Annotated in this window: 29 protein-coding genes and 2 tRNA genes; 18 read left to right on the forward strand and 13 right to left on the reverse strand. The window is 63.0% G+C overall.

All coding sequences use genetic code 11. From position 1 onward, the window contains the following. Position 1: 1 nt before the first annotated feature. The 7 genes from NATGR_RS12345 to NATGR_RS12380 form a co-directional block, all read right to left on the reverse strand. Positions 2 to 1,129, reverse strand: a complete 1,128-nt coding sequence (locus tag NATGR_RS12345) for an ABC transporter ATP-binding protein (protein ID WP_005579679.1) — start codon at positions 1,127 to 1,129, stop codon at positions 2 to 4. 18 nt (positions 1,130 to 1,147) lie between these two features. Then, positions 1,148 to 2,287, reverse strand: coding sequence for an ABC transporter substrate-binding protein (locus NATGR_RS12350; RefSeq protein ID WP_005579680.1), 1,140 nt, complete (start codon positions 2,285 to 2,287; stop codon positions 1,148 to 1,150). Positions 2,288 to 2,673: 386 nt separating this feature from the next. Then, positions 2,674 to 3,486, reverse strand: coding sequence for an endonuclease III domain-containing protein (locus NATGR_RS12355; protein WP_005579682.1), 813 nt, complete (start codon positions 3,484 to 3,486; stop codon positions 2,674 to 2,676). An 81-nt stretch (positions 3,487 to 3,567) separates the two neighbouring features. Then, entirely contained in the window at positions 3,568 to 3,753 is a 186-nt protein-coding gene (locus NATGR_RS12360; RefSeq protein WP_005579684.1) for a hypothetical protein, read from the reverse strand. Positions 3,754 to 3,858: 105 nt separating this feature from the next. Beyond that, complete coding sequence (locus NATGR_RS12365; RefSeq protein ID WP_049887866.1) at positions 3,859 to 4,278, reverse strand: DUF371 domain-containing protein; 420 nt, start codon at positions 4,276 to 4,278, stop codon at positions 3,859 to 3,861. 227 nt (positions 4,279 to 4,505) lie between these two features. After that, positions 4,506 to 5,849: an alkaline phosphatase family protein gene (locus tag NATGR_RS12370; protein ID WP_005579686.1), complete on the reverse strand. Its 1,344-nt coding sequence runs from the start codon at positions 5,847 to 5,849 to the stop codon at positions 4,506 to 4,508. Positions 5,850 to 6,193: 344 nt separating this feature from the next. Beyond that, on the reverse strand, positions 6,194 to 6,727 hold the full coding sequence (locus NATGR_RS12380; RefSeq protein WP_005579687.1) for an inorganic diphosphatase: 534 nt from the start codon (positions 6,725 to 6,727) through the stop codon (positions 6,194 to 6,196). Positions 6,728 to 6,920: 193 nt separating this feature from the next. Here NATGR_RS12380 and NATGR_RS12385 point away from each other — a divergent pair, with 193 nt between their 5' ends. After that, positions 6,921 to 7,280 carry a PadR family transcriptional regulator gene (locus NATGR_RS12385; RefSeq protein ID WP_005579688.1) on the forward strand — a complete coding sequence of 120 codons (360 nt, stop codon included), beginning with the start codon at positions 6,921 to 6,923 and terminating at the stop codon, positions 7,278 to 7,280. Between the two features lies 1 nt (position 7,281). Here the strand turns inward: NATGR_RS12385 and NATGR_RS12390 are convergent, their stop codons facing one another. Continuing rightward, complete coding sequence (locus NATGR_RS12390; RefSeq protein WP_005579689.1) at positions 7,282 to 7,890, reverse strand: DUF7108 family protein; 609 nt, start codon at positions 7,888 to 7,890, stop codon at positions 7,282 to 7,284. 59 nt (positions 7,891 to 7,949) lie between these two features. After that, a complete protein-coding gene (gene rnhA / locus NATGR_RS12395; protein ID WP_005579691.1) occupies positions 7,950 to 8,540 on the reverse strand; it encodes a ribonuclease HI in 591 nt (196 codons plus the stop codon). A gap of 161 nt (positions 8,541 to 8,701) precedes the next feature. On the opposite strand from rnhA, the gene NATGR_RS12400 reads away from it, so the two are divergent. The 3 genes from NATGR_RS12400 (at position 8,702) to NATGR_RS12410 (ending at position 10,908) form a co-directional block, all read left to right on the forward strand. Continuing rightward, the gene (locus NATGR_RS12400; protein WP_005579693.1) at positions 8,702 to 9,664 is read left to right on the forward strand and encodes a transcription initiation factor IIB; all 963 of its coding nucleotides are present in this window, start codon (positions 8,702 to 8,704) and stop codon (positions 9,662 to 9,664) included. Positions 9,665 to 9,718: 54 nt separating this feature from the next. Next, on the forward strand, positions 9,719 to 10,144 hold the full coding sequence (locus NATGR_RS12405) for an OsmC family protein (RefSeq protein WP_005579694.1): 426 nt from the start codon (positions 9,719 to 9,721) through the stop codon (positions 10,142 to 10,144). Positions 10,145 to 10,431: 287 nt separating this feature from the next. Beyond that, positions 10,432 to 10,908 (forward strand): winged helix-turn-helix transcriptional regulator, encoded by a 477-nt coding sequence (locus NATGR_RS12410; protein ID WP_269459370.1) that lies wholly within the window; start codon positions 10,432 to 10,434, stop codon positions 10,906 to 10,908. Between the two features lie 212 nt (positions 10,909 to 11,120). Here the strand turns inward: NATGR_RS12410 and NATGR_RS12415 are convergent, their stop codons facing one another. From NATGR_RS12415 to NATGR_RS12425, 3 genes are read right to left on the reverse strand one after another with little or no spacing between them, the layout of a single operon-like run. Then, positions 11,121 to 11,717 (reverse strand): DUF7519 family protein, encoded by a 597-nt coding sequence (locus tag NATGR_RS12415; RefSeq protein WP_005579696.1) that lies wholly within the window; start codon positions 11,715 to 11,717, stop codon positions 11,121 to 11,123. Beyond that, complete coding sequence (locus NATGR_RS12420) at positions 11,714 to 13,717, reverse strand: DUF58 domain-containing protein (RefSeq protein WP_005579697.1); 2,004 nt, start codon at positions 13,715 to 13,717, stop codon at positions 11,714 to 11,716. The genes NATGR_RS12415 and NATGR_RS12420 overlap by 4 nt, the downstream gene beginning before the upstream one ends. Continuing rightward, positions 13,714 to 14,664 (reverse strand): DUF4129 domain-containing protein, encoded by a 951-nt coding sequence (locus NATGR_RS12425; protein WP_015233644.1) that lies wholly within the window; start codon positions 14,662 to 14,664, stop codon positions 13,714 to 13,716. Before NATGR_RS12425 ends, NATGR_RS12420 begins: the two co-directional genes overlap by 4 nt. 192 nt (positions 14,665 to 14,856) lie before the next feature. On the opposite strand from NATGR_RS12425, the gene NATGR_RS12430 reads away from it, so the two are divergent. From NATGR_RS12430 to NATGR_RS20455, 14 genes are all read left to right on the forward strand, one after another. Then, a tRNA-Ser gene (locus NATGR_RS12430) sits at positions 14,857 to 14,939 on the forward strand. 73 nt (positions 14,940 to 15,012) lie between these two features. Then, complete coding sequence (locus tag NATGR_RS12435; RefSeq protein WP_005579700.1) at positions 15,013 to 15,531, forward strand: 30S ribosomal protein S13; 519 nt, start codon at positions 15,013 to 15,015, stop codon at positions 15,529 to 15,531. A 2-nt stretch (positions 15,532 to 15,533) separates the two neighbouring features. Continuing rightward, positions 15,534 to 16,055 carry a 30S ribosomal protein S4 gene (locus NATGR_RS12440; RefSeq protein ID WP_005579702.1) on the forward strand — a complete coding sequence of 174 codons (522 nt, stop codon included), beginning with the start codon at positions 15,534 to 15,536 and terminating at the stop codon, positions 16,053 to 16,055. A gap of 3 nt (positions 16,056 to 16,058) precedes the next feature. Beyond that, positions 16,059 to 16,448 carry a 30S ribosomal protein S11 gene (locus NATGR_RS12445; protein ID WP_005579703.1) on the forward strand — a complete coding sequence of 130 codons (390 nt, stop codon included), beginning with the start codon at positions 16,059 to 16,061 and terminating at the stop codon, positions 16,446 to 16,448. A 3-nt stretch (positions 16,449 to 16,451) separates the two neighbouring features. Beyond that, positions 16,452 to 17,201 carry a DNA-directed RNA polymerase subunit D gene (locus NATGR_RS12450; RefSeq protein WP_005579704.1) on the forward strand — a complete coding sequence of 250 codons (750 nt, stop codon included), beginning with the start codon at positions 16,452 to 16,454 and terminating at the stop codon, positions 17,199 to 17,201. Between the two features lie 168 nt (positions 17,202 to 17,369). Beyond that, a tRNA-Leu gene (locus NATGR_RS12455) sits at positions 17,370 to 17,454 on the forward strand. Between the two features lie 87 nt (positions 17,455 to 17,541). Beyond that, positions 17,542 to 17,895 carry a 50S ribosomal protein L18e gene (locus tag NATGR_RS12460; protein ID WP_005579705.1) on the forward strand — a complete coding sequence of 118 codons (354 nt, stop codon included), beginning with the start codon at positions 17,542 to 17,544 and terminating at the stop codon, positions 17,893 to 17,895. Beyond that, complete coding sequence (locus NATGR_RS12465; RefSeq protein WP_005579707.1) at positions 17,892 to 18,332, forward strand: 50S ribosomal protein L13; 441 nt, start codon at positions 17,892 to 17,894, stop codon at positions 18,330 to 18,332. Before NATGR_RS12460 ends, NATGR_RS12465 begins: the two co-directional genes overlap by 4 nt. Further along, positions 18,326 to 18,724, forward strand: a complete 399-nt coding sequence (locus NATGR_RS12470) for a 30S ribosomal protein S9 (RefSeq protein ID WP_005579709.1) — start codon at positions 18,326 to 18,328, stop codon at positions 18,722 to 18,724. Before NATGR_RS12465 ends, NATGR_RS12470 begins: the two co-directional genes overlap by 7 nt. 12 nt (positions 18,725 to 18,736) lie before the next feature. Beyond that, a complete protein-coding gene (locus NATGR_RS12475) occupies positions 18,737 to 18,931 on the forward strand; it encodes a DNA-directed RNA polymerase subunit N (protein WP_005579710.1) in 195 nt (64 codons plus the stop codon). Between the two features lies 1 nt (position 18,932). Next, positions 18,933 to 19,118 carry a DNA-directed RNA polymerase subunit K gene (locus NATGR_RS12480; protein WP_005579711.1) on the forward strand — a complete coding sequence of 62 codons (186 nt, stop codon included), beginning with the start codon at positions 18,933 to 18,935 and terminating at the stop codon, positions 19,116 to 19,118. Further along, the gene (gene eno / locus NATGR_RS12485; protein WP_005579712.1) at positions 19,115 to 20,320 is read left to right on the forward strand and encodes a phosphopyruvate hydratase; all 1,206 of its coding nucleotides are present in this window, start codon (positions 19,115 to 19,117) and stop codon (positions 20,318 to 20,320) included. Before NATGR_RS12480 ends, eno begins: the two co-directional genes overlap by 4 nt. After that, positions 20,317 to 21,114 (forward strand): 30S ribosomal protein S2, encoded by a 798-nt coding sequence (rpsB, locus tag NATGR_RS12490; RefSeq protein WP_005579713.1) that lies wholly within the window; start codon positions 20,317 to 20,319, stop codon positions 21,112 to 21,114. The genes eno and rpsB overlap by 4 nt, the downstream gene beginning before the upstream one ends. Positions 21,115 to 21,314: 200 nt before the next feature. Next, the gene (locus tag NATGR_RS20455; protein ID WP_005579714.1) at positions 21,315 to 21,437 is read left to right on the forward strand and encodes a hypothetical protein; all 123 of its coding nucleotides are present in this window, start codon (positions 21,315 to 21,317) and stop codon (positions 21,435 to 21,437) included. 202 nt (positions 21,438 to 21,639) lie between these two features. On the opposite strand, the gene NATGR_RS12495 is transcribed toward NATGR_RS20455, so the two are convergent. Next, complete coding sequence (locus tag NATGR_RS12495; protein ID WP_005579715.1) at positions 21,640 to 22,557, reverse strand: thiamine-phosphate synthase family protein; 918 nt, start codon at positions 22,555 to 22,557, stop codon at positions 21,640 to 21,642. Positions 22,558 to 22,571 lie beyond the last annotated feature (14 nt).

Genomic DNA, 22,571 nt, shown 5'->3' on the forward strand with positions numbered 1-22,571 from the left:
GCTACAGGGGTATGCGCGTTCCGTCGGTGCGAAACGCGAGGACGTCGCTGCCGTTCCACTCGATACGGATCTCGTCGCCGACGGCCAGCGACTCCTCGGTCGTGTCGGTGCGTTCGACGAAGATCGACGTGTCGCCGGCCGAGACGGAGTACCGGACAGTCGAGCCACGGTAGAGGACGTTGTCGATCGTCCCGACGACGGCGTTTGCCGCGGCACCGTCGGCCAGTACCTGTCGCTGGCTGTCGTCAGCGGTCGGTCGCTCGATCGAGAAGATTTCGGGTCGCAGCGACAGCGTCAGCTCCGTCCCCTCATCCAGGTCGTGGGCGGTGTCGGCTGGAATCGTGATCTCGCTGTCGAATTTCGTCTCGACGGCGACGCTGTCGGGTCCGACCGATCCCACCGTCCCGTCGACGAAGTTCGTGTCGCCGAGAAACCCTTCGATGAAGCGGTTCCTGGGGTTCTCGTAGATCTCGTCGGGGTCGCCGACCTGGATCAACTGTCCTTCGTTCATGATTCCGATGCGGTCGGCAAGCGTGAACGCCTCGTCCTGGTCGTGAGTGACGTGGACGAACGTCTCTTCTAGGTCCTCGTGGATCTCACGGAGTTCGATCTGCATGTCCTCCCGGAGTCGCTTGTCGAGGTTCGACAGCGGCTCGTCGAGCAACAGTACGTCGGGGTTGACGGCCAGCGAGCGGGCCAGTGCAACCCGCTGTTTCTGTCCGCCGCTCAGGTTCGTCGGATCGTCGTCACCGTAGCCACCCATCTGGACACGCTCGAGCATCTCTTCGGCGCGTTCCGTGCGTTCTTCTCTCGATACGCCGCGCATCTTCAGTCCGAACGCGACGTTCTCGCGCACCGTCTTGTGTGGAAACAGCGCCCAGTCCTGGAACACGGTGGACGTGTTTCGGTCGTAGGCCGGCTGGTCGGTGACGTCCTCGTCGTCGATCCGGATCGATCCGGCGGTCGGCGTCTCGAGGCCGGCGATCATCCGCAGCGTCGTCGACTTCCCGCTGCCGCTGGGCCCGAGCAGGCACAGCAGTTCGCCGTCCGCTATTTCGACCGAGACGTCTTCGACCGCGGTCGTCTCGCCGTACTGTTTCTCGAGTCCCTGCAACGTAATTTCGGACATTGGTCTGGTTCAGTAACGTTAGGACTGCTGTTGCATTCGCGAGAACTCGTCGGCGAGGTCGTCGCTGTGCTCGGCGAGTTCGCTCCAGTTGGGGAACGCGATGTCGCGTGCCTCTTCGTCGGTCGTCGGGAGGTCGCCCTCGAGCTCGGCGGGGTAGTCGATGTTCTCGTTACTGAACATCATCGGATGGCTTTCAGCCCACTCGGACTGAACCTCGGCGTCGAGCAGGAAGTCGATGAACTCCTCTGCCTCGTCGTGCATGTCGGTGCCGCGAACGATACACCAGTTGTTGATCCACCCAGTCGTCTGTTCGGGCAGCGTGTGGCTGAGGCCCTCGTAGTCGTCGATGTCGAAAGCGGTCTGGTCGTAGTACCACTGGGCGACGTCGATGACGCCGTTTTCGAACGCCTGCCAGATATCTTCGCCGGTGGATGCCCACTCTTCGATGCCCCAGTCTTCGATCCGGTCGAGGACATCGCCGTGGAGTGTCTCGTCGTACATCTCCTCGGCTGTCTCTTCTTCGCTCATTCCGATCGCGGCCGCGTACATCGGATACCACCAGAAGCCGGTGTCGATCCCGACGCCTTCGCTGTTAGCGACGGTCTCGGCGGAGAGATCGGCCCACGTCTCGGGGTCGACGTCCGCGTCGTCGCGGTGGATGATAGTACAGGGTGCGCCGTCGACGGGCATCCCGTACTCGGGATCGCGGATCTCCGTGAAGAAATCCATGATCTCGTCGGCGTTCGAGATGTTGTCGACGTCGATCGGCTCGAACAGGTCGTCCTGGCGGCCGTAGTAGTAGAAATTCCCCTCGGCGACGGTGACGTCGAACGGCGGATCGTCCGCCGGTGCGTTCCGAATACTCTCGAGAATGCCGTCCCAACCACGTTCGAGTTCGATATCGATGTCGCGTTCTGCTTCCCACTGCGAAACGAGGCCGTCCTCGAACCGATCAGCGTAGTTACCGCTCCAGACCATCACCCGCAGTCGGTCCGTCGCGTCGTCGTCGCCCGCGAGGGTCTCCGCACAGCCCGCGAACGCGCTGACGGAGCCGACGGCCGTCGTTGCTAACAGCCGTCGACGGGAGGTCGCAGAACGGTCGTTCGACTCAGCGCCTGTCTTGCTCGTCTCTGCATCCCGGTAGGGGTCTGCAGCCATCGTGCCCCGGTTCTACCCCGACACTTGCATAAAACGGTTGTGAATCTTCACAGACATTTCTACAGACCGATACGTACGTGTGGCGTGGCCGTGTGCGTCTGACACGGCCGGTGAAGTCAAAAACAGTGCACACGCTTATCGTGTCACCACGTGACGCCGGCAGCCGCTTTCGGCGCTCGAGTCGGGAACTTCTTCGCGGTTCTGGACATGCCTGCAGGCTGTGGGCGTGCCCGCACTCGTGGCTGGTTCGAGCCGATCGCCGAATGAGGACGCGACCGGCGGTCACGAGCGAACGGTGAGCGACGCGGGCCAGGTCCCTACTCATGAGACGACGCGGCCGTCTCCACGGCGCGGAGTTCGTTGCCGACTCCCGAATGCAATCGGCGTCACTCGAGCGTCTCGGCAGGATCGACGACGTCCTCCGTCGCGGGGTAGACACCGACCTGGTCGCAGCGGTCGCCCAGCGGGCAGGCGTCGGGGTCTTCGAGGCAGGCCGGCTTGCGCGCCGTGCAGTACTCCCGGCCGAACTGGATCGTCGCGGTGTGGCCGAACCCACACTTTTTCGCCGGGACGACTTCCTCGAGCACCGTTCGCACTTCCTCGTGGTCGGCGTCGGGCGAGGCGATCCCGAGTCGGCGATAGATCCGGTGGACGTGCGTGTCGACGGGGAAGACGCCAGTTCGCCCGCCGGCGAACAGCAACACGCAGTCGGCGGTCTTGGGACCGACGCCGCGGACCTCGAGTAGCGTCTCGCGGACGGTTTCGGGTGCTTTCTCCGTGACGAACTCGTCGAAGGCCGTTGCGGAGCCAAACTCCGAGACGACCCACTCGGCGGTCGTGATGAGAACCCTCGACTTCTGGTTGTAGAGGCCGGCCGAACTGATCGTCTCCGCGAGTGTCGACTGTTCGGCAGCGGCGAGTGTGTCAGCAAGATCGGCGTCTGTCGTGTCGTAGCGCTCGATCAACGCGTCGTGGGCTGGCTGGCTGGCCTTGTCGCTGGTGTTCTGGCTCAGGATCGTTCGGACGAGGCAGGTGAAGGCATCTCGACCGCCGTAGCGTTTCTGCCAGTACAGTTCCCCGAGGCGATCGACGACGTGTTCGGCGCGGGTGTCGGCAGTCGCCGGATCGAACTCCGCGGCGACGCCACCGCCCGCTTGGCCGCCGCTTACGTTGACCGCTGGCTCCGGGTCCTCGGTCATATCGGAACCACAGGCTCGTAGCGTATTGGTCTTGTTCCTGTGCAGCGTCGAGACGAAGACGGTGGAAGCGAAAGCCCAGGCTTACCGACGACGACGCGTCGGGTCCTCGACTTTACAGGCGAACTTCTCGTCACAGTCCGGGCAGACTGCGGACCGATCGTAGCCGTCGTTGACGGAGCCGATCCGTCCTCTCGTTCTGAGGACCTTTCTATCGACGTCGATCGAGACTTTCTCCGAACAGTGAGGACAGATGACTTTCTGTTTCATACGAGGGTGTATCTACTATCGAACAATTATCTTTACGGTCTCTGTGGGGGCCCCAGCCGCTCTATGGCTGTGAACGGTAAGTGTCGGCGGTGATTCCCGATCGTGTCACTCGACGCGGAACGTCACCGTCACCTCGGCACCCTCGGTGAGCGCACCGACGAGGTCGCGGTCGAACCCCTCGGCGGCGAAGTCGGCCTCGAGTAGCATCGTCCGATCGTCGACGTACTCGCTCGTCCGCCCGACGGCGCTGCGTTCGTTCGTGAACTCGAGGGCGGGGTCGCCACGCCCCGTCACGGAGTCGACGTGGCCGGCGGTCTCGAGTTCGACCGTGATCGTCGCGTCGGCGTTCTGGCAGGCCGCGACGAAGTCGGGATCGAAGTCGGCGGGGGCTCGATCGGCCTCGATTGCGAGGATGCAATCTCCTGCGGGAGTCAGGTAGTCGTCAGTCGTCACCTCGAACGTACTCGCGTGTTCGGCCCGAACGTTCTCGTGGCCGCGAGCGTGGATCACTTCCTCGCGTTCCATCGTATGCCGAGAGTTGGTCCGGATTCGGAAAACGGGATCGAACCGGTATCGGTAGCGGTTACGTTCGGTCCGGTGATCGGGTGGGGAGACGACTCCAGCAGACGGTTGCGGCGCGACGATGGTTGTGCGAACCGTCTCATCCGGCTTGCTGTCCGTCATTGCCGCGCAACCGCGATCCGAGTTGTCCCGGTACGTCGGTACAGCAGTCCGTCTCGGATGAGACGAGCCTACAGCAGACTTGCTCCGTCGAACTCGCCGCGACTGTACTCGACGTCCATCAGGTCGAGAATCGTGGGCGCGATGTCGAGTAGGTCGGCACCGTCGATGTTCGCCCCCGGGTGGTCGATAAGGAGGGTGGTGTCGTCGAAACTGTGCATCCCATTTCGCGGCCCCCGCGTGAACACCTCGGAGTCGGCCGTGAACCCGGACTTGAGGTCGAATCCGGCCCGAGGGATCGCGACCAGGTCCGGCGCGATGTCGTCGTGGTCGCCGCGAAACGCCTCCTCTTTCTCGACGACGCGGTCGACGACCTGTCGGCCGTCGGGGGCCTCGAGGTCGAGGATGTCGGCTTTGAGTTCGTCACGCACGTCGTCGTACTCTTCCTCGGCAACCGAGCCGCGGGGTTCTCGCCCCTCGAGGTTGATGTAGAACCGTCCCGGGATAAAGGAGTAGGCGGTCGTCTCGTCGGCGATATCGGCCAGTTCTTCGGGGGTGTTGCTCGTGAAAGAGAGCCAGCCCTCCTCGCGGAGCCACTCGTTGAAGTGGACCTCGTAGTCGAGGCTGGTAAAGCCGTGATCGGATGCGACGATCATCGTCACGTCCTCGGGCAGGGCCTCGCGCAGTCGGCCGATGTAGTCGTCGATCTTCTGGTAGAACTCGAGGAATTCGTCTTTGTACTCGCCGTCTTCCGCGTAGTCTTTGAACAGGAAGTGGTTGACCCGGTCGGTCGTCATGAAGACGCCGAAAAAGAGGTCCCAGTCGTCTTCCTCGACGTACTGCTGGAATGCCTCGAACCGGGCGTCGACCGTGGCGTGGGCGTCCTCGACGAACTCGACTTTGTCCTCTTGGTGGCCGAGTTTCGGGTTCACGTCGATTCGGTACTCGATATCTTCGAGATACTCACGGAATCCGTCCGGATGTGCCGCTTTCTCGAGGCCAGGGGAGAGAAAGCCCGAGACCATTCGCTGGACGTTTCGCTGGGGCGGAAATGTGACTGGAACGTTCATGACGGTTGCCTGGCGACCGGCTTCCTGGACGCGATCCCAGACGCGGTCAGCCTGGACTTCCCGTCCCATCGGCACGTACGTCTCGTAGGTGCCTACCTCACGGTCTTGAAAGCCATAGACGCCTGTTTCTCCGGGGTTCGTTCCGGTCGTCAGCGCAGGCCAGCAGGCGCTGGACTCGGGCGGGACGATACTCGAGATTTCACCTGCGGACCCGTCGTCGGCGAGCGACGCGATGTTGGGGAACAGCTCTTCGTTCTCGGCGAGAAGACTGTATGGCACGCCGTCAATTCCGATGAACGCGACGCGGGGTGCGCCGTCGCCCCGCAGCCGATCGAACAGACCCATAGAGGGCCGTAGACCGACCGTACACAAGAAGGTTCGTTTCAGGACACGCTACTGAGAAGTCGCGGGAGGCGGGATCGGTCGAGAAGCAGAAAGTGGCTACTCGTTTCGTTCGTCATCGGAGTCGAAATTCGTCGGGACCACGGTGAGGTGGGCCATGCCAGCGCCGGAATTGGCTGGCTCGTCGCCGGATGCGGGCGTGCGTGGGGATCGGTTGCTGGCTGCCATGACGTACAGTCGTACGTTCTACCACCCAATAAAATTACCCATGCTCATAACTCATCGGCGACGGAGCCGCAAATAACCACGGTGTATCCGGTCGGGAAAAACGAACGTCGGCAACGACGTTACTCGAAGTGCTCTTCGTAGAGGTCCTGGGCGTGTTCGATCGCGTCGTAGGCAGCCTGCCTGTCCTCCCAGCCCAGCGTCTCGACTTCTTTGCCTTCCTCTAAGTTCTTGTAGGTCGTGAAGAACTCGTCGATCTCGTCGCGTTGTTGCTGTGGAATGTCCTCGAGATCCTCGATGTGGTCGTATCGTGGGTCCTCGGAGGGGACGGCGATGACTTTGTCGTCCTGTTCGCCGTCGTCGTCCATCTTCATCAGGGCGACGGGACGGGCTTCGATGACACAGCCGGGAAACGTCTGGTCCTCGACGAGCACGAGCACGTCGAATGGGTCCTCGTCGTCGTAGTACGACTGCGGGATGAAACCGTAGTCGCTCGGGTAGTGGACGTTGCTGTGGAGTACTCGATCGAGGACGACGCCAGGAACGTCCTTGTCGTACTCGTATTTGTTGCGCTCGCCTTTGAGACACTCCACGACGGCGTAGATCTCTTCCGGCGGATTCGGTCCAGTCTCGAGGTCTTCCCAGAGGTTGACCATATATCCGACCATCGTAGTCGATCAAAAAGTACTTTCCTAATCGAGTGTCAACGGTACTTGATGGCAACCAGACAACCGACGACTGTGATTCGGACGTAATCGTCCAGGAAAACGATGCCGGCTAGACTCCGTCTACCGGTTGCGACGTGTAATGTTGGCAAGTCTTAAATAGTCTGGTGACATTTGCACAGGTATGTCAGAGGCACAATCAATTACCGGCGAACAGAGTATCGCGCGCGAGCTCACAGCGTTCCAGAACAACATCCTCGTCATCCTCGCCAAGGAGCCGATGTACGGCCTGGCGATCAAGCGGGAACTCGAGGATTACTACGGAACCGAGGTCAACCACGGCCGTCTCTACCCGAACCTCGACGAACTCGTCGAACTGGGACTGGTCGAAAAGAGTGAACTCGACAAACGAACCAACCAGTACGCACTGACCGACGACGGCTACGATGCCGTCCTCGACGGCGTCCGCTGGACGCTCTCGAACGTCGTCAGCGATGGAGACCGCGCGGACGAGATCCGCGACATCGTCGACGAAAGCTACTGATCTACTCCCCCGGAACGGCTTCACCGACCGTTTCGTAGATCAACTCGATCGATTCGTCGATCACAGTCCGCTGTTTTTTTGACGGCCACGCGTTACGCACGAAATACTCCGTTCGGAACTCCGCGAGTTCCTCGGCCGTCAACGACTCGATCGACTTCGCGTAGTGGTTGCCGACGAAGTCCGCAAGCGCCGCTGCGTTGTCTCCGTGGACGCCGCCGTGGCGTTCCCTGACCACTGTGGCGATTTCGCGGTTGTGGGCGTCGACTTCGTTCCAGTCGTCCGGATCGCCCGTCCCCTCGAGTGGGATTTCGACCGCGCGAGAGGTATCCTCGACCCGGTCGGTCCTGACGAGTCCGTCTTCGATCCATGCCGCGGGATGACAGACCAATACGTCGTCGCCGTCGTCGTCCCGGATTCGGGACGTGAACCCGTGATTGTCCAACAGTTCCTCGCGCCGTTTGGCGTGAGCTGTGGCCTCGTTGTCGTCGGCGACCGTCCGCTCGAGACGCGTGAGCCGTTCTGCCTCCTCGACGACGTCGGCGGGCAGTTCCGCACTGTCGGCTCCGTCGTCACGCGCGTCAGTCGATTCCGATCCGTTCGACTCGCTCATACGCGACCGTTCGTGAGCGGCGGTTTTGCAATTGCCGATCGTCGGCCAGCACTCTCCAGTTAGCTCTCGAATGCCTCGTTTGCGAGTTCGTCCGCACGCTCGTTGACCTCGCGGGGGACGTGTTCGATCGCCCACTCGTCGAACGACGAGAGCAGTTCGTGGACGGTCACTCGCTTCTCGCGGAGTTCGGGATTGTTCGTGTCGTACTCGCCACGGACCTGCTTGACGATCAGTTCGGAATCGCCGCGAATCTGCACTTCGTCGTAGCCGTAGTCGCGCGCGGCCTCGAGGACGGCGATCAGCGCCGCGTACTCGGCCTGGTTGTTCGTTGCACGGCCGATCCGCTCGCTCCCTTCCGCGACGATGCCGTCGCCGGTGACGATCACCCAGCCAATAGCCGCAGGTCCCGGATTGCCGCGCGCGCCGCCGTCGAAGTAGAGGTGGGCCCGCCCGCCGCCGCCCCGGAGCAGGGCCTCGAGATCCTGGGGCGACTCTCCCTGGATCACGACCTTGTCGTCGTAGGCGACGGCCGTCGCCGACCCGCGACTCGCCCGCCAGCGTTCGTGGTCCGTGTTCCCCGATTCGACGGCGACACCTGCCTCCTCGAGGCGGAGTCGCGCTCGCTCGATGTCACACTCGATGACCGGCATTCGTAGCCGTGCTCTGGCAGTTCCGGATAAAGTCTTTCTGGTTTTGTATCGCAAACTCACCGGTTGAGGCCCCATATCGGCCGTTTTGGCCATTATCTCTCTACAGCCGAAAGTAGCTACCAAAAGTTTATATATGCTGGTGTTACTACTATAAAAGTGCGATGACACGGTCCACCCGCCAGCGGGAGCGCACGCGTGAGACGGACGAGACCGAGGATCAGGAGGGGGTAAAAGCCTGTCCCGAGTGTGAATCGGACAATCTCGTGAAAGACTCCGACCGGGGTGAGCTCATCTGTGAAGACTGTGGGCTCGTCGTGGAGGAAGAAAAGATCGACCCCGGTCCTGAGTGGCGGGCGTTCAACCACCAGGAACGGCAGGAAAAGTCCCGGGTCGGTGCACCGACGACCCAGACGATGCACGACAAGGGACTGACGACGACGATCGACTGGAAAGACAAAGACGCCTACGGACGCTCTATTTCTTCGAAGAAACGCAGCCAGATGCATCGGCTGCGAAAGTGGCAAGAGCGGATTCGAACGAAAGACGCCGGCGAACGAAATCTCCAGTTCGCACTGAGCGAAATCGACCGGATGGCCTCGGCACTCGGTGTCCCACGGTCGGTACGCGAGGTCGCCTCGGTGATCTATCGCCGCGCACTCAAAGAAGACCTCATCCGCGGTCGGTCGATCGAAGGCGTCGCGACATCGGCGCTGTACGCCGCCTGTCGAAAGGAGGGAATCCCACGGAGCCTCGAAGAAATCTCGGAAGTCTCACGCGTCGAACGAAAAGAGATCGGCCGGACGTATCGATACATCTCACAAGAACTCGGCCTCGAGATGCGACCCGTCGACCCGAAAAAGTACGTCCCTCGTTTCTGTTCCGAACTCGAACTGTCCGAAGAGGTCCAGACAAAGGCCAACGAAATCATCGAGAAGACGGCCGAGGAAGGGCTGCTCTCGGGCAAGTCTCCGACCGGATACGCCGCCGCTGCGATCTACGCTGCGTCGCTGCTCTGTAACGAGAAAAAGACCCAGCGTGAAGTCGCAGACGTCGCGCAGGTTACCGAAGTGACGATCCGGAATCGGTACCAGGAACAGATCGAAGCGATGGGAATTCACGGCTAACGCAACCGCTCACCGTCACGTTTTATTCGGTCGCCGGCGACTCTAGTACGCACGATGACGGAATCGAACGACCCGACGACGTACGAACTGACCGCCGACCGACTCAGTCCGAAACGAACTCGAATCGACACCGGCGACGCAGAGTTCGTCGTCGGCAAGGACGTAAACCCCGTCGAGTACTTTCTGGGTGCGGTTCTTGGCTGTCTGAACTCGACGGCGACGATGGTCGCGCGCGATATGGCCGTGCCGATCGACGAGATGACGGTATCGATCGAAGGAGATATCGACTACGCCAGCTACCGCGGCGAGCAGTCCGACGCCCGCCCAGGCCTCCAGGGCCTCGAGGTTACGGTCGAAGTCGAGTCGGACGCGACCGAAGACGAACTCGAGGCGTGGCTCGCAGCCGTCGAGGACCGCTGTCCGGTCACCGACAACGTCGAGAACGAAACGTCACTCGGCCTCACACTCGAGTCAGCCTGATACGGGTGACGAAGCATCAGTTTCGGCGCAACCGCAGGATGGGCCACGAGTGCGCTGGGGGATCGTCGCCGTAATTCGTCCGAGCAGGGCAAGTGACAGCAGCGTCAAGAGCGGCCAGGACCGACAGTCTTTCCGCCGACGACGAACGCTGGGGTGAGCCAAGCGGCAGCCGACCTGCGCTGGTAACCCACGCCACCGACGTTCTTACTTCGTGGGAGCAACCCGGCGACATATCAGAGGGGCGGACGAAGTGACGGCCGAGAGACCTGTCACTCGCCGAAATGCCAATGAACGATACACGCCGTCGAATCCACTCGTGCGTGGTGGAAAACGCTGGGGTTCACTTCAACGAACTCGTCAGGAGAACTGACGGCTCACCAGGGCAGGTACAGCATCATCTTCAGCGACTGCTCGACCGGGAAAAGCTGGTTTCTGAAAAACTGTACGGGAAGGTCCACTACTATCCACCCGAGTACGACGAGTGGGAGCGGAAAGCCCTGGCACTGCTTCAGCGAGACGTATCTTGTGAAATAATCACGCGCCTGCTGAAAGACGACTCACCGACCCCCAGTGAGATAGCTGATTCCGTCGACATCGCCCGAAGCTCACTCGAATATCACCTAGAGCGTCTTATCGACTGTGATGTCGTCGAAAAAGAGTATGGGCCGGGAAATCGGGTCCTCTTGGGACTTTCACATCCCGAACAGACGGAGATACTGCTGGTAGAGGTCACCCCGCAATGCTCGTGTGACGTCTACTGTTGATCTCACCGGCCCAGCAGGCGTCGGTCGAGACGAGCTGGGAACCGTCATCGACGGGACGACCGCGACCTGGCCGACAGTGTGTGCCCACTCGATATCGTCGACCGTCTCGTCCGGTTTTCTGTCTGTCGTTGTCGGCACACCCGCGACCCGAAGCGGTTGCACCGGTAAATCGTTCCGCCCTCCGTCTGGATCGAACACTCACACGACGACTGCTAGTCTCTTCGACTCGAGCGCCAGTTTCTCTCCCGTTTTCCGGAGCCCAGCCCGATCGTGATGAAAAGCGCCGCGAGCAACAACAATACTAACGCTGGAACCGGCTGACTGCCAGTGCCGAAGACGTAGACGGCGTAGCCGACCGTTCCCGACAGCAGGCCGACCAGCAGACTCGAGGCGAAGCCGACGGCCTCGAGTCGGAGCGTCGGGGTTTCACGACCGAGTTGTTCGCCGAGGTCGACAGCGGCGTGTGCGCGGTCCCAGGCGAGGACTGCCGCAATCGTCCCGACGAGTGTCGGTTCGACCGCAGCGACGCCGCCCTGAACTCCGGCGATCAAGACGCCAGCGAAGACGACGAACGCGCCCGCGTCGACGGCGTCACGATTGCCGATCGCGAGTGCAACAGCGAGGACGACGATCCCTGTGGCACCGATAGCGAGCGCCATGGTGGAGACGAAACCTGCGACGAGCGCCGCGACGGCTCCCGTACCGACGGCGGCGGCGCTCGAGGCGAGCGTCGGCTTTCGCGTCAGGTCGACGCCAGCGTCGGGGTCGGGACGTTCGGCCGCCACGTCGGTAGCCGCAGGTTCGTTCATCGAATCCCACCCCCACTGCGGGCATAACGGGCGACGGTCTCGTCGATCGGTTCGTCGTCGGGCCAGTCTACGACCCGGATACCGGCGCGCTCGAGGTCGAATCGGCGGACGCGGCGGGCGACCCCTGCCAGCCGCTGGCCGGCGGTTTCGTCGGCGGTCGGGTCAGGGCTGACGACGGTGACCGGATGGCCACGCGCCTCGAGTCGGCGGGCGACGTCGGCCGAGCCGCCGTCACACAGCGGCGAGAGCAGGACGATCCCCGTCTCTGCCGAGAGGCGACGCCGGAGCGTTCGCAACTGGGTGAGCCACGGAACCTCTCGGTCCGGCGGGGAGGCGTCGAACTGTGAGTGAGTCGCGAGCAACTCCCGGAACTGCAGTTCGTGGTGGCGACCGGACGCGGGCGCGAGCCAGCAGGCCTCGTCGCTCCGTCGACGCTCACTTTCGGAGCCGACTGGACCGATACCTGCGAGCCCAATCGAGTGGCCGTCCTCGAGTAGGGTCGCACCGATTCGGCCCGCGGCGGCGATCGACCGGTCGACGGCGTGCGTTCCGTCGGCGGTCGGCGCGACGTAGGCCGACTTCCGGGCGTCGACGAGGACGACGACTCGTGCCGATCGCTCCTCGTGGAACTCGAGCGTCGTGAGTTCGCCGGTCTTCGCACGGCGGTTCCAGTCGATCCGTGAGAGCGGGTCGCTCGAGCGATACTCCCGGACCGAGTGAAACGTCGTCCCGGAGCCGCCGTCGGCGGTCAGGAGTCGGCCGGAAAACGATGTCGCAGTCGCCCGTATCGGAACCGACGTGGCGATCGGCCGGAGGTCGGGCTCGCAGACGACGGTCGTCTCCCCGTGGTCGGCCCCCAGAAAGAACTCTCGTTCGGTCGACTGCGAGAGGTCGCGGGCGAGCACGAGCGCGGGATCGAACGCGTGGTTCCCGCGCTGGACGACGGTCGTGTACTCGAGTGTGGCCGACTCGCCGGGTCGGAGTGCCGTTCCGAGTCGACTCGAGCCCGTGGTGACGACCATCCCCGGTGGGACGCCGTCGACGATCCGGAGGTCGGGGACGAACGATCCTCGTTCGTTCGTGATCGTGACGGTGACGTCGACCTCGTCGCCGGGTTCGGGGTCGGTCTCGCTGACTGATCGCTCGAGGGAGAGTTCGAGTGTCGGTGAGTCGAACGCGCGTGCAAAGCCCGCGTAGCCGACGCCGACGACGCCGGCGAGGACGACGGCTGGGGATTCGGCGAGTGCACCGATGCCGACGGCGGCAAGCGCGACGACTCCGATCCCGGTCCAGTAGCCGGTCGCGATTTGCCGGGCCGGTTCGATTCCGTCGATCGGGTCGTCGTCGGCCCTCGTCCGTCGGGGTGGCTCGTCCTCCCGGCCGAATTGGCGGCCGAACCTGTACGTCGGGAGAGTGCGATCTCCGGCCGGTGTGTCGGACTCGTATCCGATCGCGGCGATTTCGGCGACCGCATGGGAGACTCCGGACTGGAAACGCGATCCGTTTCCGTATCCGAGAAGCCCGCCGACTCGATCCCGGATCGATCGGACCGGACGTTCGAGGTCCGGGGAGAGGAACGCGGCCGCAATCTGGTCGTCGGTCCAGGTTCCGTCCTCGAGTTGTTGCTTGGCGGCCTCGGGCGGGTCACCCTCGAATCGGGTGAGAACGGCGACGGCGACGTCCCGGAGGCTGTCGGCGATCCGCCGGTTGACGGTTCCGTGCCGCGAGGAGACTTGACGGAACGTCGAGAGCGCGTCGGAGACGGTCTCGCCGGGGACGGCGACGTGGACTGTTCGTTCGGGGTCAGGAGTTCCGAGTCGTGTGCGGACGCCGCGTCGCCGCGAGACGCTTCGGAAGGCGATTCCGAGGACGAGCAGGGCAACGAGGACGACGGCCGTCTCCGTCAGGCCGATCGTCAGGAGACCACTGCTGACCGCGATCGCGCCGACGAACGCCAGAGTCCCAAGCACCAGGAAAGCGGTACGGCTGCTGGCGCTCATCGGTCGACCTCCCTGGCACCGTCTTCGCACACGGTCGCGTCACCGTCGCTCTCGGCGTAAACCAACTCTATCTCCCGGAGAACGGTCGTCGCCCGCCGTTCCATCTCCGGTGTCGGCTCCTCGTGACCGTATCTGACGTCCTCGAACAGACGCGTGAGTTCCTCGACGTGGTCCCGCTCGAGTCCGACGTCGATCGCGGCTTGCGCGAACTCCCGTGGCGTGCTCGACTCCGGCCTGTCGACCTCGAGTGGCCGAGTCATCTCTCGCCACGCGCGATAGATCTCGTTGTCGATGTCCGTCGCGTCGGAGAGTCGGTCTGCGGCTCGTCCGGCAGCGGAGCCGACGGCTGCGGCGCTGGCACCCCGTTCGTCGGGCTCGGCGGCGTCGGCTGCAGGCTCGCCGTCGGCCGTTTCCGATCCGTCGTGGCGACTGATGAGGAGTCCGCCGACGACGATCACAGTTACAACCACGAGAAAGGCGACGATCGGCTCGGCGGCGACTGCGTCGCCGTCTCCAGTTCCGAATCCGTCGTCTCCACCGCCCGCGAGAGCGCTACCGGGCTCTTCGACAGTCTCCTCTGGCGGGAACAACTCGGGGGCAACCTGGACGACCGCGAAAACGAACAGCGCGACGAGGAGACAAAGCGCGAGTACGCGGAGCGCGTCGCGTCTGTGAGTGAGCAGGTACCAGACGACGACGATCGTCACGAAGATCAGGAGAGCGTAGACGAGGTACTCGAGAAACGGCGGGACGTCGACGGTTTCGACCGGGCGGTCGGCCGGCGGCTGGTCGGCGAGGCCGGTGCCACTGCCGTCACCGGTGCCGGCACCGCCCGACCCGCCGAACTCGACGGGAGAGTCGACGGTCGCTGCTGCCAGGGCGATTGCAGCGACACCACCGATCGCAGCGATTAGCCGGGCGACGGTGGGGAACCTGTCTCGGACCACTAGTTACCCCCACCAGCCCAGCGATAATAAAGTCAGCCCAACGGCATGTGTCATCGGTTCGCGTGGGATCGGTCGCCGACGGTCCGGGACTTTCGTTGCGCTTAAGTAGTCGTCCCGGGTACGTTCGGGTGCACTACGTGCAGGGGAGCGATCCCCGAGTCCGGAAGGGCGACGATACCAGAAAGACTCGGTGTCGTGGTAGCCAAGCGGCCCAAGGCGCATGGTTGCTAACCATGTGGCGTCAAGCCTCCGGGGTTCGAATCCCCGCCACGACGTCGGATTTCCCGAGACTGGCCTTTCGCCAGTCTACATTGCAACGCCTGCAGACCAGACAGAGATACACGATACATGAGCGCAGAAGAACCCCAAGAACAAGAGGAGGACGAAGACCTGCAGTACTTCGTCCGGATCGGTCAAACCGACCTCGACGGGACGAAGTCGGTCGAGCGCTCGCTGTCGGAGATGACTGGGATCGGTCGCCGGACCGCCCGGATCATCGCCGACGAAGCGGGCATCGATCGAACGGCGACGTTCGGTCGACTCGACGACGACGTCATCGACGAGGTCGTCGAACTCGTAGAGAGCTACGCCGACGAAGTCCCTGACTGGCTCAACAACCGTCAGTCGGACTTCTACACCGGCGAAACGACTCACGAGATCGGCAACGACCTCGAGTTGACTCGCCAGCACGACATCAACCGGATGAAGATGATCGACTCCTACAAGGGCGTGCGTCACAAGCGCGGCCAGAAGGTTCGCGGCCAGCGAACGAAGTCCACCGGTCGTACGGAGGGCACTATCGGAGTCAACGTCGAAGAGATCCGCGAAGAAGCCGAAGAAGGCGGCGACGAAGAGGAGGGTGAGTAACGATGCCACTCGGAACCGACACCAAACAGTACGAGACACCGAACCACCCCTACCAGGGTGAGCGCATCGCCAACGAACACTCCCTCATCGACCGCTACGGCCTCAAGAACAAAGAAGAGCTCTGGCGAGCACAGTCCCAGCTTCGCTCCTACCGGCGCGAGGCCCGGGAGTTGCTCGGCCAGCCACAGGGCGACGCAACCGTCCAGCGCCGGTCCGAAGAGTTCCTCGGTCGGCTCAAACGCGTCGGCATCCTCGACGAAACCGACGAACTCGGCGACGTCCTCGGTCTCGAGGTCGAAGACGTTCTCGAGCGTCGACTCCAGACGGTCGTCTACCGGAAAGGACTCGCGAACACGACCGAGCAGGCCCGTCAGTTCATCACGCACGGCCACGTCGTGGTCGGCAGTCAGCGACACCAGGTACCGTCCTACGTCGTCGATGTCGACGAGGAGAATCTCGTCGAGTTCGACGAGAGCAGTCCGCTGGCGGACGAACTCCACCCCGAGCGCGCGGAGGGTCAGTAAACCATGAGTCAGGACGACGAAAAGTGGGGCATCGCCCACGTGCACGCATCGTTCAACAACACAATCATGACCGTGACCGACCTCACGGGCGCGGAGACGATCGCCAAGTCCAGCGGTGGCACGGCGGTCAAGCAGAACCGCGACGAGGCATCGCCATACGCTGCGATGCAAATGGCCGAGTCCGTCGCCGAGGAGGTCAAAGCCGCAGGCATCACCGGGCTTCACGTCCGCGTACGTGGTCCAGGTGGCAACCTCCAGAAGTCCCCCGGACCGGGTGCACAGGCGACGATTCGTGCACTCGCACGCTCCGGTATCGAGATCGGACGTATCGAAGACGTCACCCCGATCCCACACGACGGATCGCGCGCACCCAAAGGCAAGGGCGGCTACTAGATCATGACTGAGGAGTACGACGTCGAGTTCGTCGAACGCGACGACCGAAACGCGCGGTTTCTCGTCCGCAACGTGACGCCCGCGTTCGCCAACGGCATCCGTCGTGCGATGCTCGCCGACGTGCCGACGATGGCGATCGACACCGTCCGGTTCGTCGAGAACTCGTCGGTCATGTTCGACGAACAACTCGCGCTTCGACTGGGGCTCGTCCCGCTGACGACGCCTCCCGAAGGCGAGTTCGGCGAGGACGATACCGTCACGCTCTCGATCGACGTCGAAGGACCAGCTACCGCCTACTCCGGCGATCTCGTCTCGAGCGACGACCTCGTCCAGCCGGCCGACGAGAACGTGCCGATCATCGAGCTCAAAGACGGTCAGCGCCTGGAAGCCGAGGCCGAGGCGACCCTCGACCGCGGTAAAGAACACGCCAAACACCAGGGCGGTGTGGCCGTCGGCTACCGACACCTCCAGCACGTGGAGGTCGTCGGCGACGTGCCGGAGTTCGAGGAAGAAGGGAGTCGGATCGTCCGTGGCGTAATAGAAGACGACGGCGAACTCGTCTCGACGACGGAGTTCGATCACGATCTCTCGAATCGGTATCCCGGCAAGGAAGTCGAGATCGAGGACGTGCCAAACGCCTTCGTCTTCCACGTGGAGACGGACGGTTCGTTCCCGATCGAAGAGCTGGTCACGCGTGCCGCCGATACGATCGAGGCGCGTGCAACCGAACTCGAAGACGCAGTACAGCTATAGACATGTACCCACGCCCCCGACCCGAGACCGACGAAATCGGCCGCGAGGACGCCTCGAGAGTCGCCAGTGCCGTGTGCTACGAGGCTGGCAGGTTCGCGTCAAGCGGCTCGGTTTCGTCCGATGGAATCGAAAGGGGTTTGAAGGGGCGGCGGGTAGACAGAAGTGCAAGCAGGGATAGCCAAGTCTGGCCAACGGCGCAGCGTTCAGGGCGCTGTCTCGTAGGAGTCCGCAGGTTCAAATCCTGCTCCCTGCATCACTTCTCTCGAATCGATTTCACGGTCAGTACGACCACGGCCGGTGGCGCTCCGTCGCCGGTCGATTGCGGATTTGGAGGTAACCAATGAGTAGCAAGACTAACCCGAGACTCAACGATCTCATCGCCGACCTGAAGTCGACGTCCCGCGAGACGGACGCCGACGTCTGGCGAGACGTTGCGGATCGTCTCGAGAAGCCCCGGCGCACTCACGCTGAGGTGAACCTGGGCCAGATCGAGCGATACGCACGCGAAGAAGAGACCGTCGTCGTTCCCGGCAAAGTGCTGGGCTCCGGCGCACTACAGAAGAACGTCACCGTCGCTGCCATCGACTTCTCTTCGTCAGCCGAGACGAAGATCGACCAGGTCGGTGACCCAGTACCGCTCGAGCAAGTGCTCGAAGAGAACCCAGAAGGCTCCGACGTACGGGTGATTCGATGAGTATCGCAGAGTTCGACGCAGACGTCGTCGTCGACGCCCGGGACTGTATTCTCGGTCGCGTCGCGAGTCAGGTCGCACAGCGTGCACTCGATGGCGAGCGCGTTGCGATCGTCAACGCCGAAGACGCAGTCATCACCGGCGACAAGGAAGACATCTTCGAGACCTACCGCAAGCGGCTCCAGCTCGGCTCCGACAGCGGACCGTACTACCCGAAGCGACCGGACACGATCTTCAAGCGCTCGGTCCGTGGCATGCTTCCGTACAAGAAGCCCCGCGGTCGAGAGGCACTCGAGAACGTTCGTGTCTACGTCGGCAACCCTTACGAGGAACAGGAGTCGGAAGTCCTCGAGGACACGTCGCTGGATCGGCTTTCGAACATTCGCTTCGTCCAGCTGGGCGAAGTCTCCGACCAACTCGGTGCTAACGTCACATGGTAACCAACACGAGTGGCAAGAAAAAGACGGCCGTCGCTCGCGCAACCGTACGCGAGGGCGAGGGTCGCGTGCGAATCAACTCCCAGCCCGTCGAGCTGGTCGAGCCCGAGATGTCGCGGCTCAAGATGCTCGAGCCGTTCCGCATCGTGGGCGACGAGCTGCGTAGCGAGATGGACATCGACGTCGATGTCGAGGGTGGCGGTATCAGCGGACAGGCAGACGCCGTCCGTACCGCCATCGCTCGTGGCATCGTCCAGCACACGAACGACGCCGAACTCCGCGACGCGTTCATGGAGTTCGACCGGTCGCTGCTGGTCAACGACGTTCGTCAGTCCGAACCGAAAAAATGGGGTGGCCCGGGCGCTCGGGCTCGCTACCAGAAGTCCTACCGTTAAGGTGATCGATATATGATGGTACCGGTTCGGTGTTTCACCTGTGGCAGCGTCGTCGGCGAGCACTGGGAGGAGTTCGACGAACGGGCGAACGAAGGCGACGAAGATCCCCAGGAAGTACTCGACGACTTGGGCGTCGACCGCTACTGCTGTCGGCGCATGCTCGTGAGTCACACCGACCTCGTCGACGTCGTCTCTCCGTACCAGTAACATGCAACAGCAACGTCACAATCGATACGAGAAAGCCCGCATCCTCGGCGCTCGAGCGCTGCAGATATCGTACGGGGCACCAGTGTTGATCGAGACGGACCGGGCTGAGCCGATCCTGATCGCCGCCGAAGAGTACGACGCTGGCGTGTTGCCCTTTACGGTCAAACGAGGGAAGGATCGACAATGACGCTGATTACCGACGTTCGACTCCGCCGGACGATCGACTCGCGTGGCAGTCCGACGGTCGAGGCCGACGTCCTCACAGAGAGCGGTGGTTTCGGCCGTGCAGCAGCGCCAAGCGGTGCCAGTACGGGCGAGTACGAGGCCGTCGAACGGCCGCCGTCCGAGGCGATCGCCGCGGCTCGTGAACACGCCGTTCCGCGTCTCGTCGGCGAGGCGTACGCCGGTAACCAGCGCGAGGTCGACGCGATCTTGCACGCAGCCGACGGAACCGACGATTTCTCGGAGATTGGTGCCAACAGCGCGGTCGCGATCTCGATGGCCGCAGCGAAGGCCGGTGCCGACGTGCTCGGCGCACCACTGTTCCAACACCTTGGTGGCACCTTCCGCGGTCAGAGCTTCCCGATCCCGCTCGGGAACGTCGTCGGCGGTGGCGAACACGCCGCCGACGCGACCGACATTCAGGAGTTTCTGGCCGCACCGGTCGGAGCTCCGAGCGTCGAAGACGCTGTCTTCGCCAACGCGGCCGTCCACGAAGCCGTCGCAGAGCTGCTCGAGGACCGTGGCGTTGCCTGCGGGAAAGGCGACGAAGGCGCGTGGGCACCGTCGATCGACGACAGCGAGGCCTTCGAAATCGTCGCCGAGGCTGTCTCGCTGGTCGAAGCCGAAGTCGGGTTCGAGATCAGATTCGGGCTCGATGTCGCCGGCGCGGAGCTGTACGATGCCGACTCGGAGACGTACGAGTACAGCGACGAGAGCCGCGACACAGACGAACAGATCGCGTACATCGCCGAACTCGTCGACGAGTACGACCTCGTCTACGTCGAGGACCCACTCGACGAGAACGATTACGACGCGTTTGGCGACCTCACCGAGGAAGTCGGAGAGCGAACGCTGATCTGTGGCGATGATCTGTTCGTTACGAACACGGACCGCCTGCGTGAGGGGATCGATCGCAACGCAGCAAACAGCATCCTGATCAAGCCAAATCAGATCGGGACGCTGTCCGACGCTTTCGACGCGATCGAACTCGCGACTGCACACGGCTACGACTCGGTCGTCTCCCACCGCTCGGGCGAGACCGAGGATACGACTATCGCACACCTCGCCGTCGCAACCGACGCACCCTTCATCAAGACGGGTGCCGTCGGCGGCGAGCGAACTGCCAAGCTAAACGAGCTCATCAGAATCGCAGACGACGCGACATGACAGACGACAACGCATCCCAGGAAGGGCTCGACGCCGCCGAAGAAGAGATCGACGAGGAGCCGGCCGAAGGGGCTGGCCCCGCCGCCGATCAGGACGACGTCGAGCCAGCGGAACAGACCGCCGACGCCGAGGCCAACGAGGCTGACGCCGAGGCAGAAGAACCCGAGGAAGACGCAGGCCCATCCCTCGACGACGACGTGATGTCCGACGAGGAAGCCGACCTGCTGATCCCCGTCGAGGACTACCTCGGCGCTGGCGTCCACATCGGGACCCAGCAAAAGACCCAGGACATGGAGCGGTTCATCCACCGCGTCCGGACCGACGGGCTCTACGTGCTCGACGTCTCGAAAACCGACGGCCGCATCCGCACGGCCGCGAACTTCCTCGCCAACTACGACCCCGAACAGATCCTGGTCACCTCGAGTCGCCAGTACGGTCGGTTCCCGGCCGAGAAGTTCGCGGAAGCGGTCGGCGCTCGAGCGCGCACGGGTCGGTTCATTCCGGGTACGCTGACGAATCCGAAGTACGACGGCTACATCGAACCCGATGTTCTCGTCGTCACGGACCCGATCGGCGACGCCCAGGCCGTCAAAGAGGCCATCACGGTGGGTATCCCGGTCATCGCGATGTGTGACTCGAACAACCAGGTCAGCAACGTCGATCTGGTCGTCCCGACCAACAACAAGGGTCGCAAGGCTCTCTCGGTCGTCTACTGGCTGCTCGCAAACGAGGTGCTCGATCAGCGCGGTGCAGAGCCGTCCTACTCGCTCGAGGACTTCGAGAGCGGCGTCTAAGTTTCGGAAGTCGATCCGATCGTTTTTCTCCGATGTCTTCGAGAAACGCCGAGTCGCTGGCTTCGTGCTCGGGACGGGCTACTGTACTGTCGATGGTGCCGGTCCAGCCGCGACCGGAAGCGGCGACAACGGAACAGCAATTCGTACGAGAGTCGACTCGCTCTCGACAGAATTACCTGTCTTCCCTCGCAACGTCGGGTATGATCGACCACGTATTCGAGTTCGAGAAAGAGAAGGTTCCTTCGGTAGTGCTGTTCGCCACGGCGGCACTGATCGCTATTTTCGCGGTCGGCATCCCGTATCGACTGCTCGTCGGGTTCTGACTGCTTACGGGAGCGACTGCTCGTCGGGTTCCGACCGCGACCGTCTTGGGGCCGTGCGTCGTTACAGCGAACTGTTTCACTCGCTGTCGCTGCTTGATACGGATGCTGTACCGATATACCGGCGTGACCGCGAGCCCGCCTGTGGTCGCGCCGGAACTGACGGACAGCAAACCGTATGGGGTAGCCGCTGTGGTCGGCGTGACTACGCCGGCGCGACCAGTTCTTCGAGCAGTTCGGTCGCTTCGACGGCCGTTCGGCCGAACACGTAAGTGACGGGTTCGATTCCGTACGCACCCTGGTGGTAGGCGACGGGTGGAACCTCGCCGCGGTCGTCGAACTGTTTCTGGAGGTGACTGCGACGGTCGTCGTAGTCGGCATCGAACTCGAGTGGCTCGATTCCGAGTTCGCGCGCTCGCTCGAGGAGGTGTGAGTTGGTTGCGACGTTTAGTCCACTCCTGACTTCGGAGTCGACGGCGGTAGCTGCGAGGACTGCGGTGGCGACGTGCTGTGACGCTCCGAACTCGGGGTTGGCTGGGATTTCGACCCGGCCGCCCATGGCGTAGATGCGGCCGGGGATGGCGGCGACGTCGGTCACGTTCTCGGCGTCGGGCAGCGCCATGCCGACGTTGGTTCCGACGTTTGGAACGGAATCGACTATGCGGGGGATCGCCGCGAGCCGCCGTGCGGCGGTCCGGACGTTCTCGAGGACGTCGCGTTCGAGTCGGACGGCGGGATCGAGACCGCGAACGCAGAGATCACAGCCCAGCCCCTCGAGTTCGGGCATCTCGGCCTCGTGAATCTCGCAGATCGGGCCGCGGTCTGTGAGGCTGCGGACGAGTGCGAGCAGTTCGGCCAGCGCGTCGTAGCCGTCCATCTCGCTGCTCGCGAGGCCGTCGGCGATCCGGTCGACGGTTGCGACTGTTTCTCGGTGGTTGCGAAAGCGGTCGTCCCCGCCGCTGTCGCCGCTCAGGTACTTGCTGACTGCGGCCTGGGTAACGCCGAGTTCGCTCGCAATCTCCTGTTGTGTCATACCGTGATCGGCGAGGCGTCGAGCGATCATCGCACGCACCGTCGGAAGAAACCGGTCGACGACGAGTTCGCTCGGCAAGACGAGAGACATGGGTTCGCGTTCGC

It is taken from the genome of Natronobacterium gregoryi SP2 (genome assembly GCF_000230715.2).
GTDB classification, from domain to species: Archaea; Halobacteriota; Halobacteria; order Halobacteriales; family Natrialbaceae; genus Natronobacterium; species Natronobacterium gregoryi.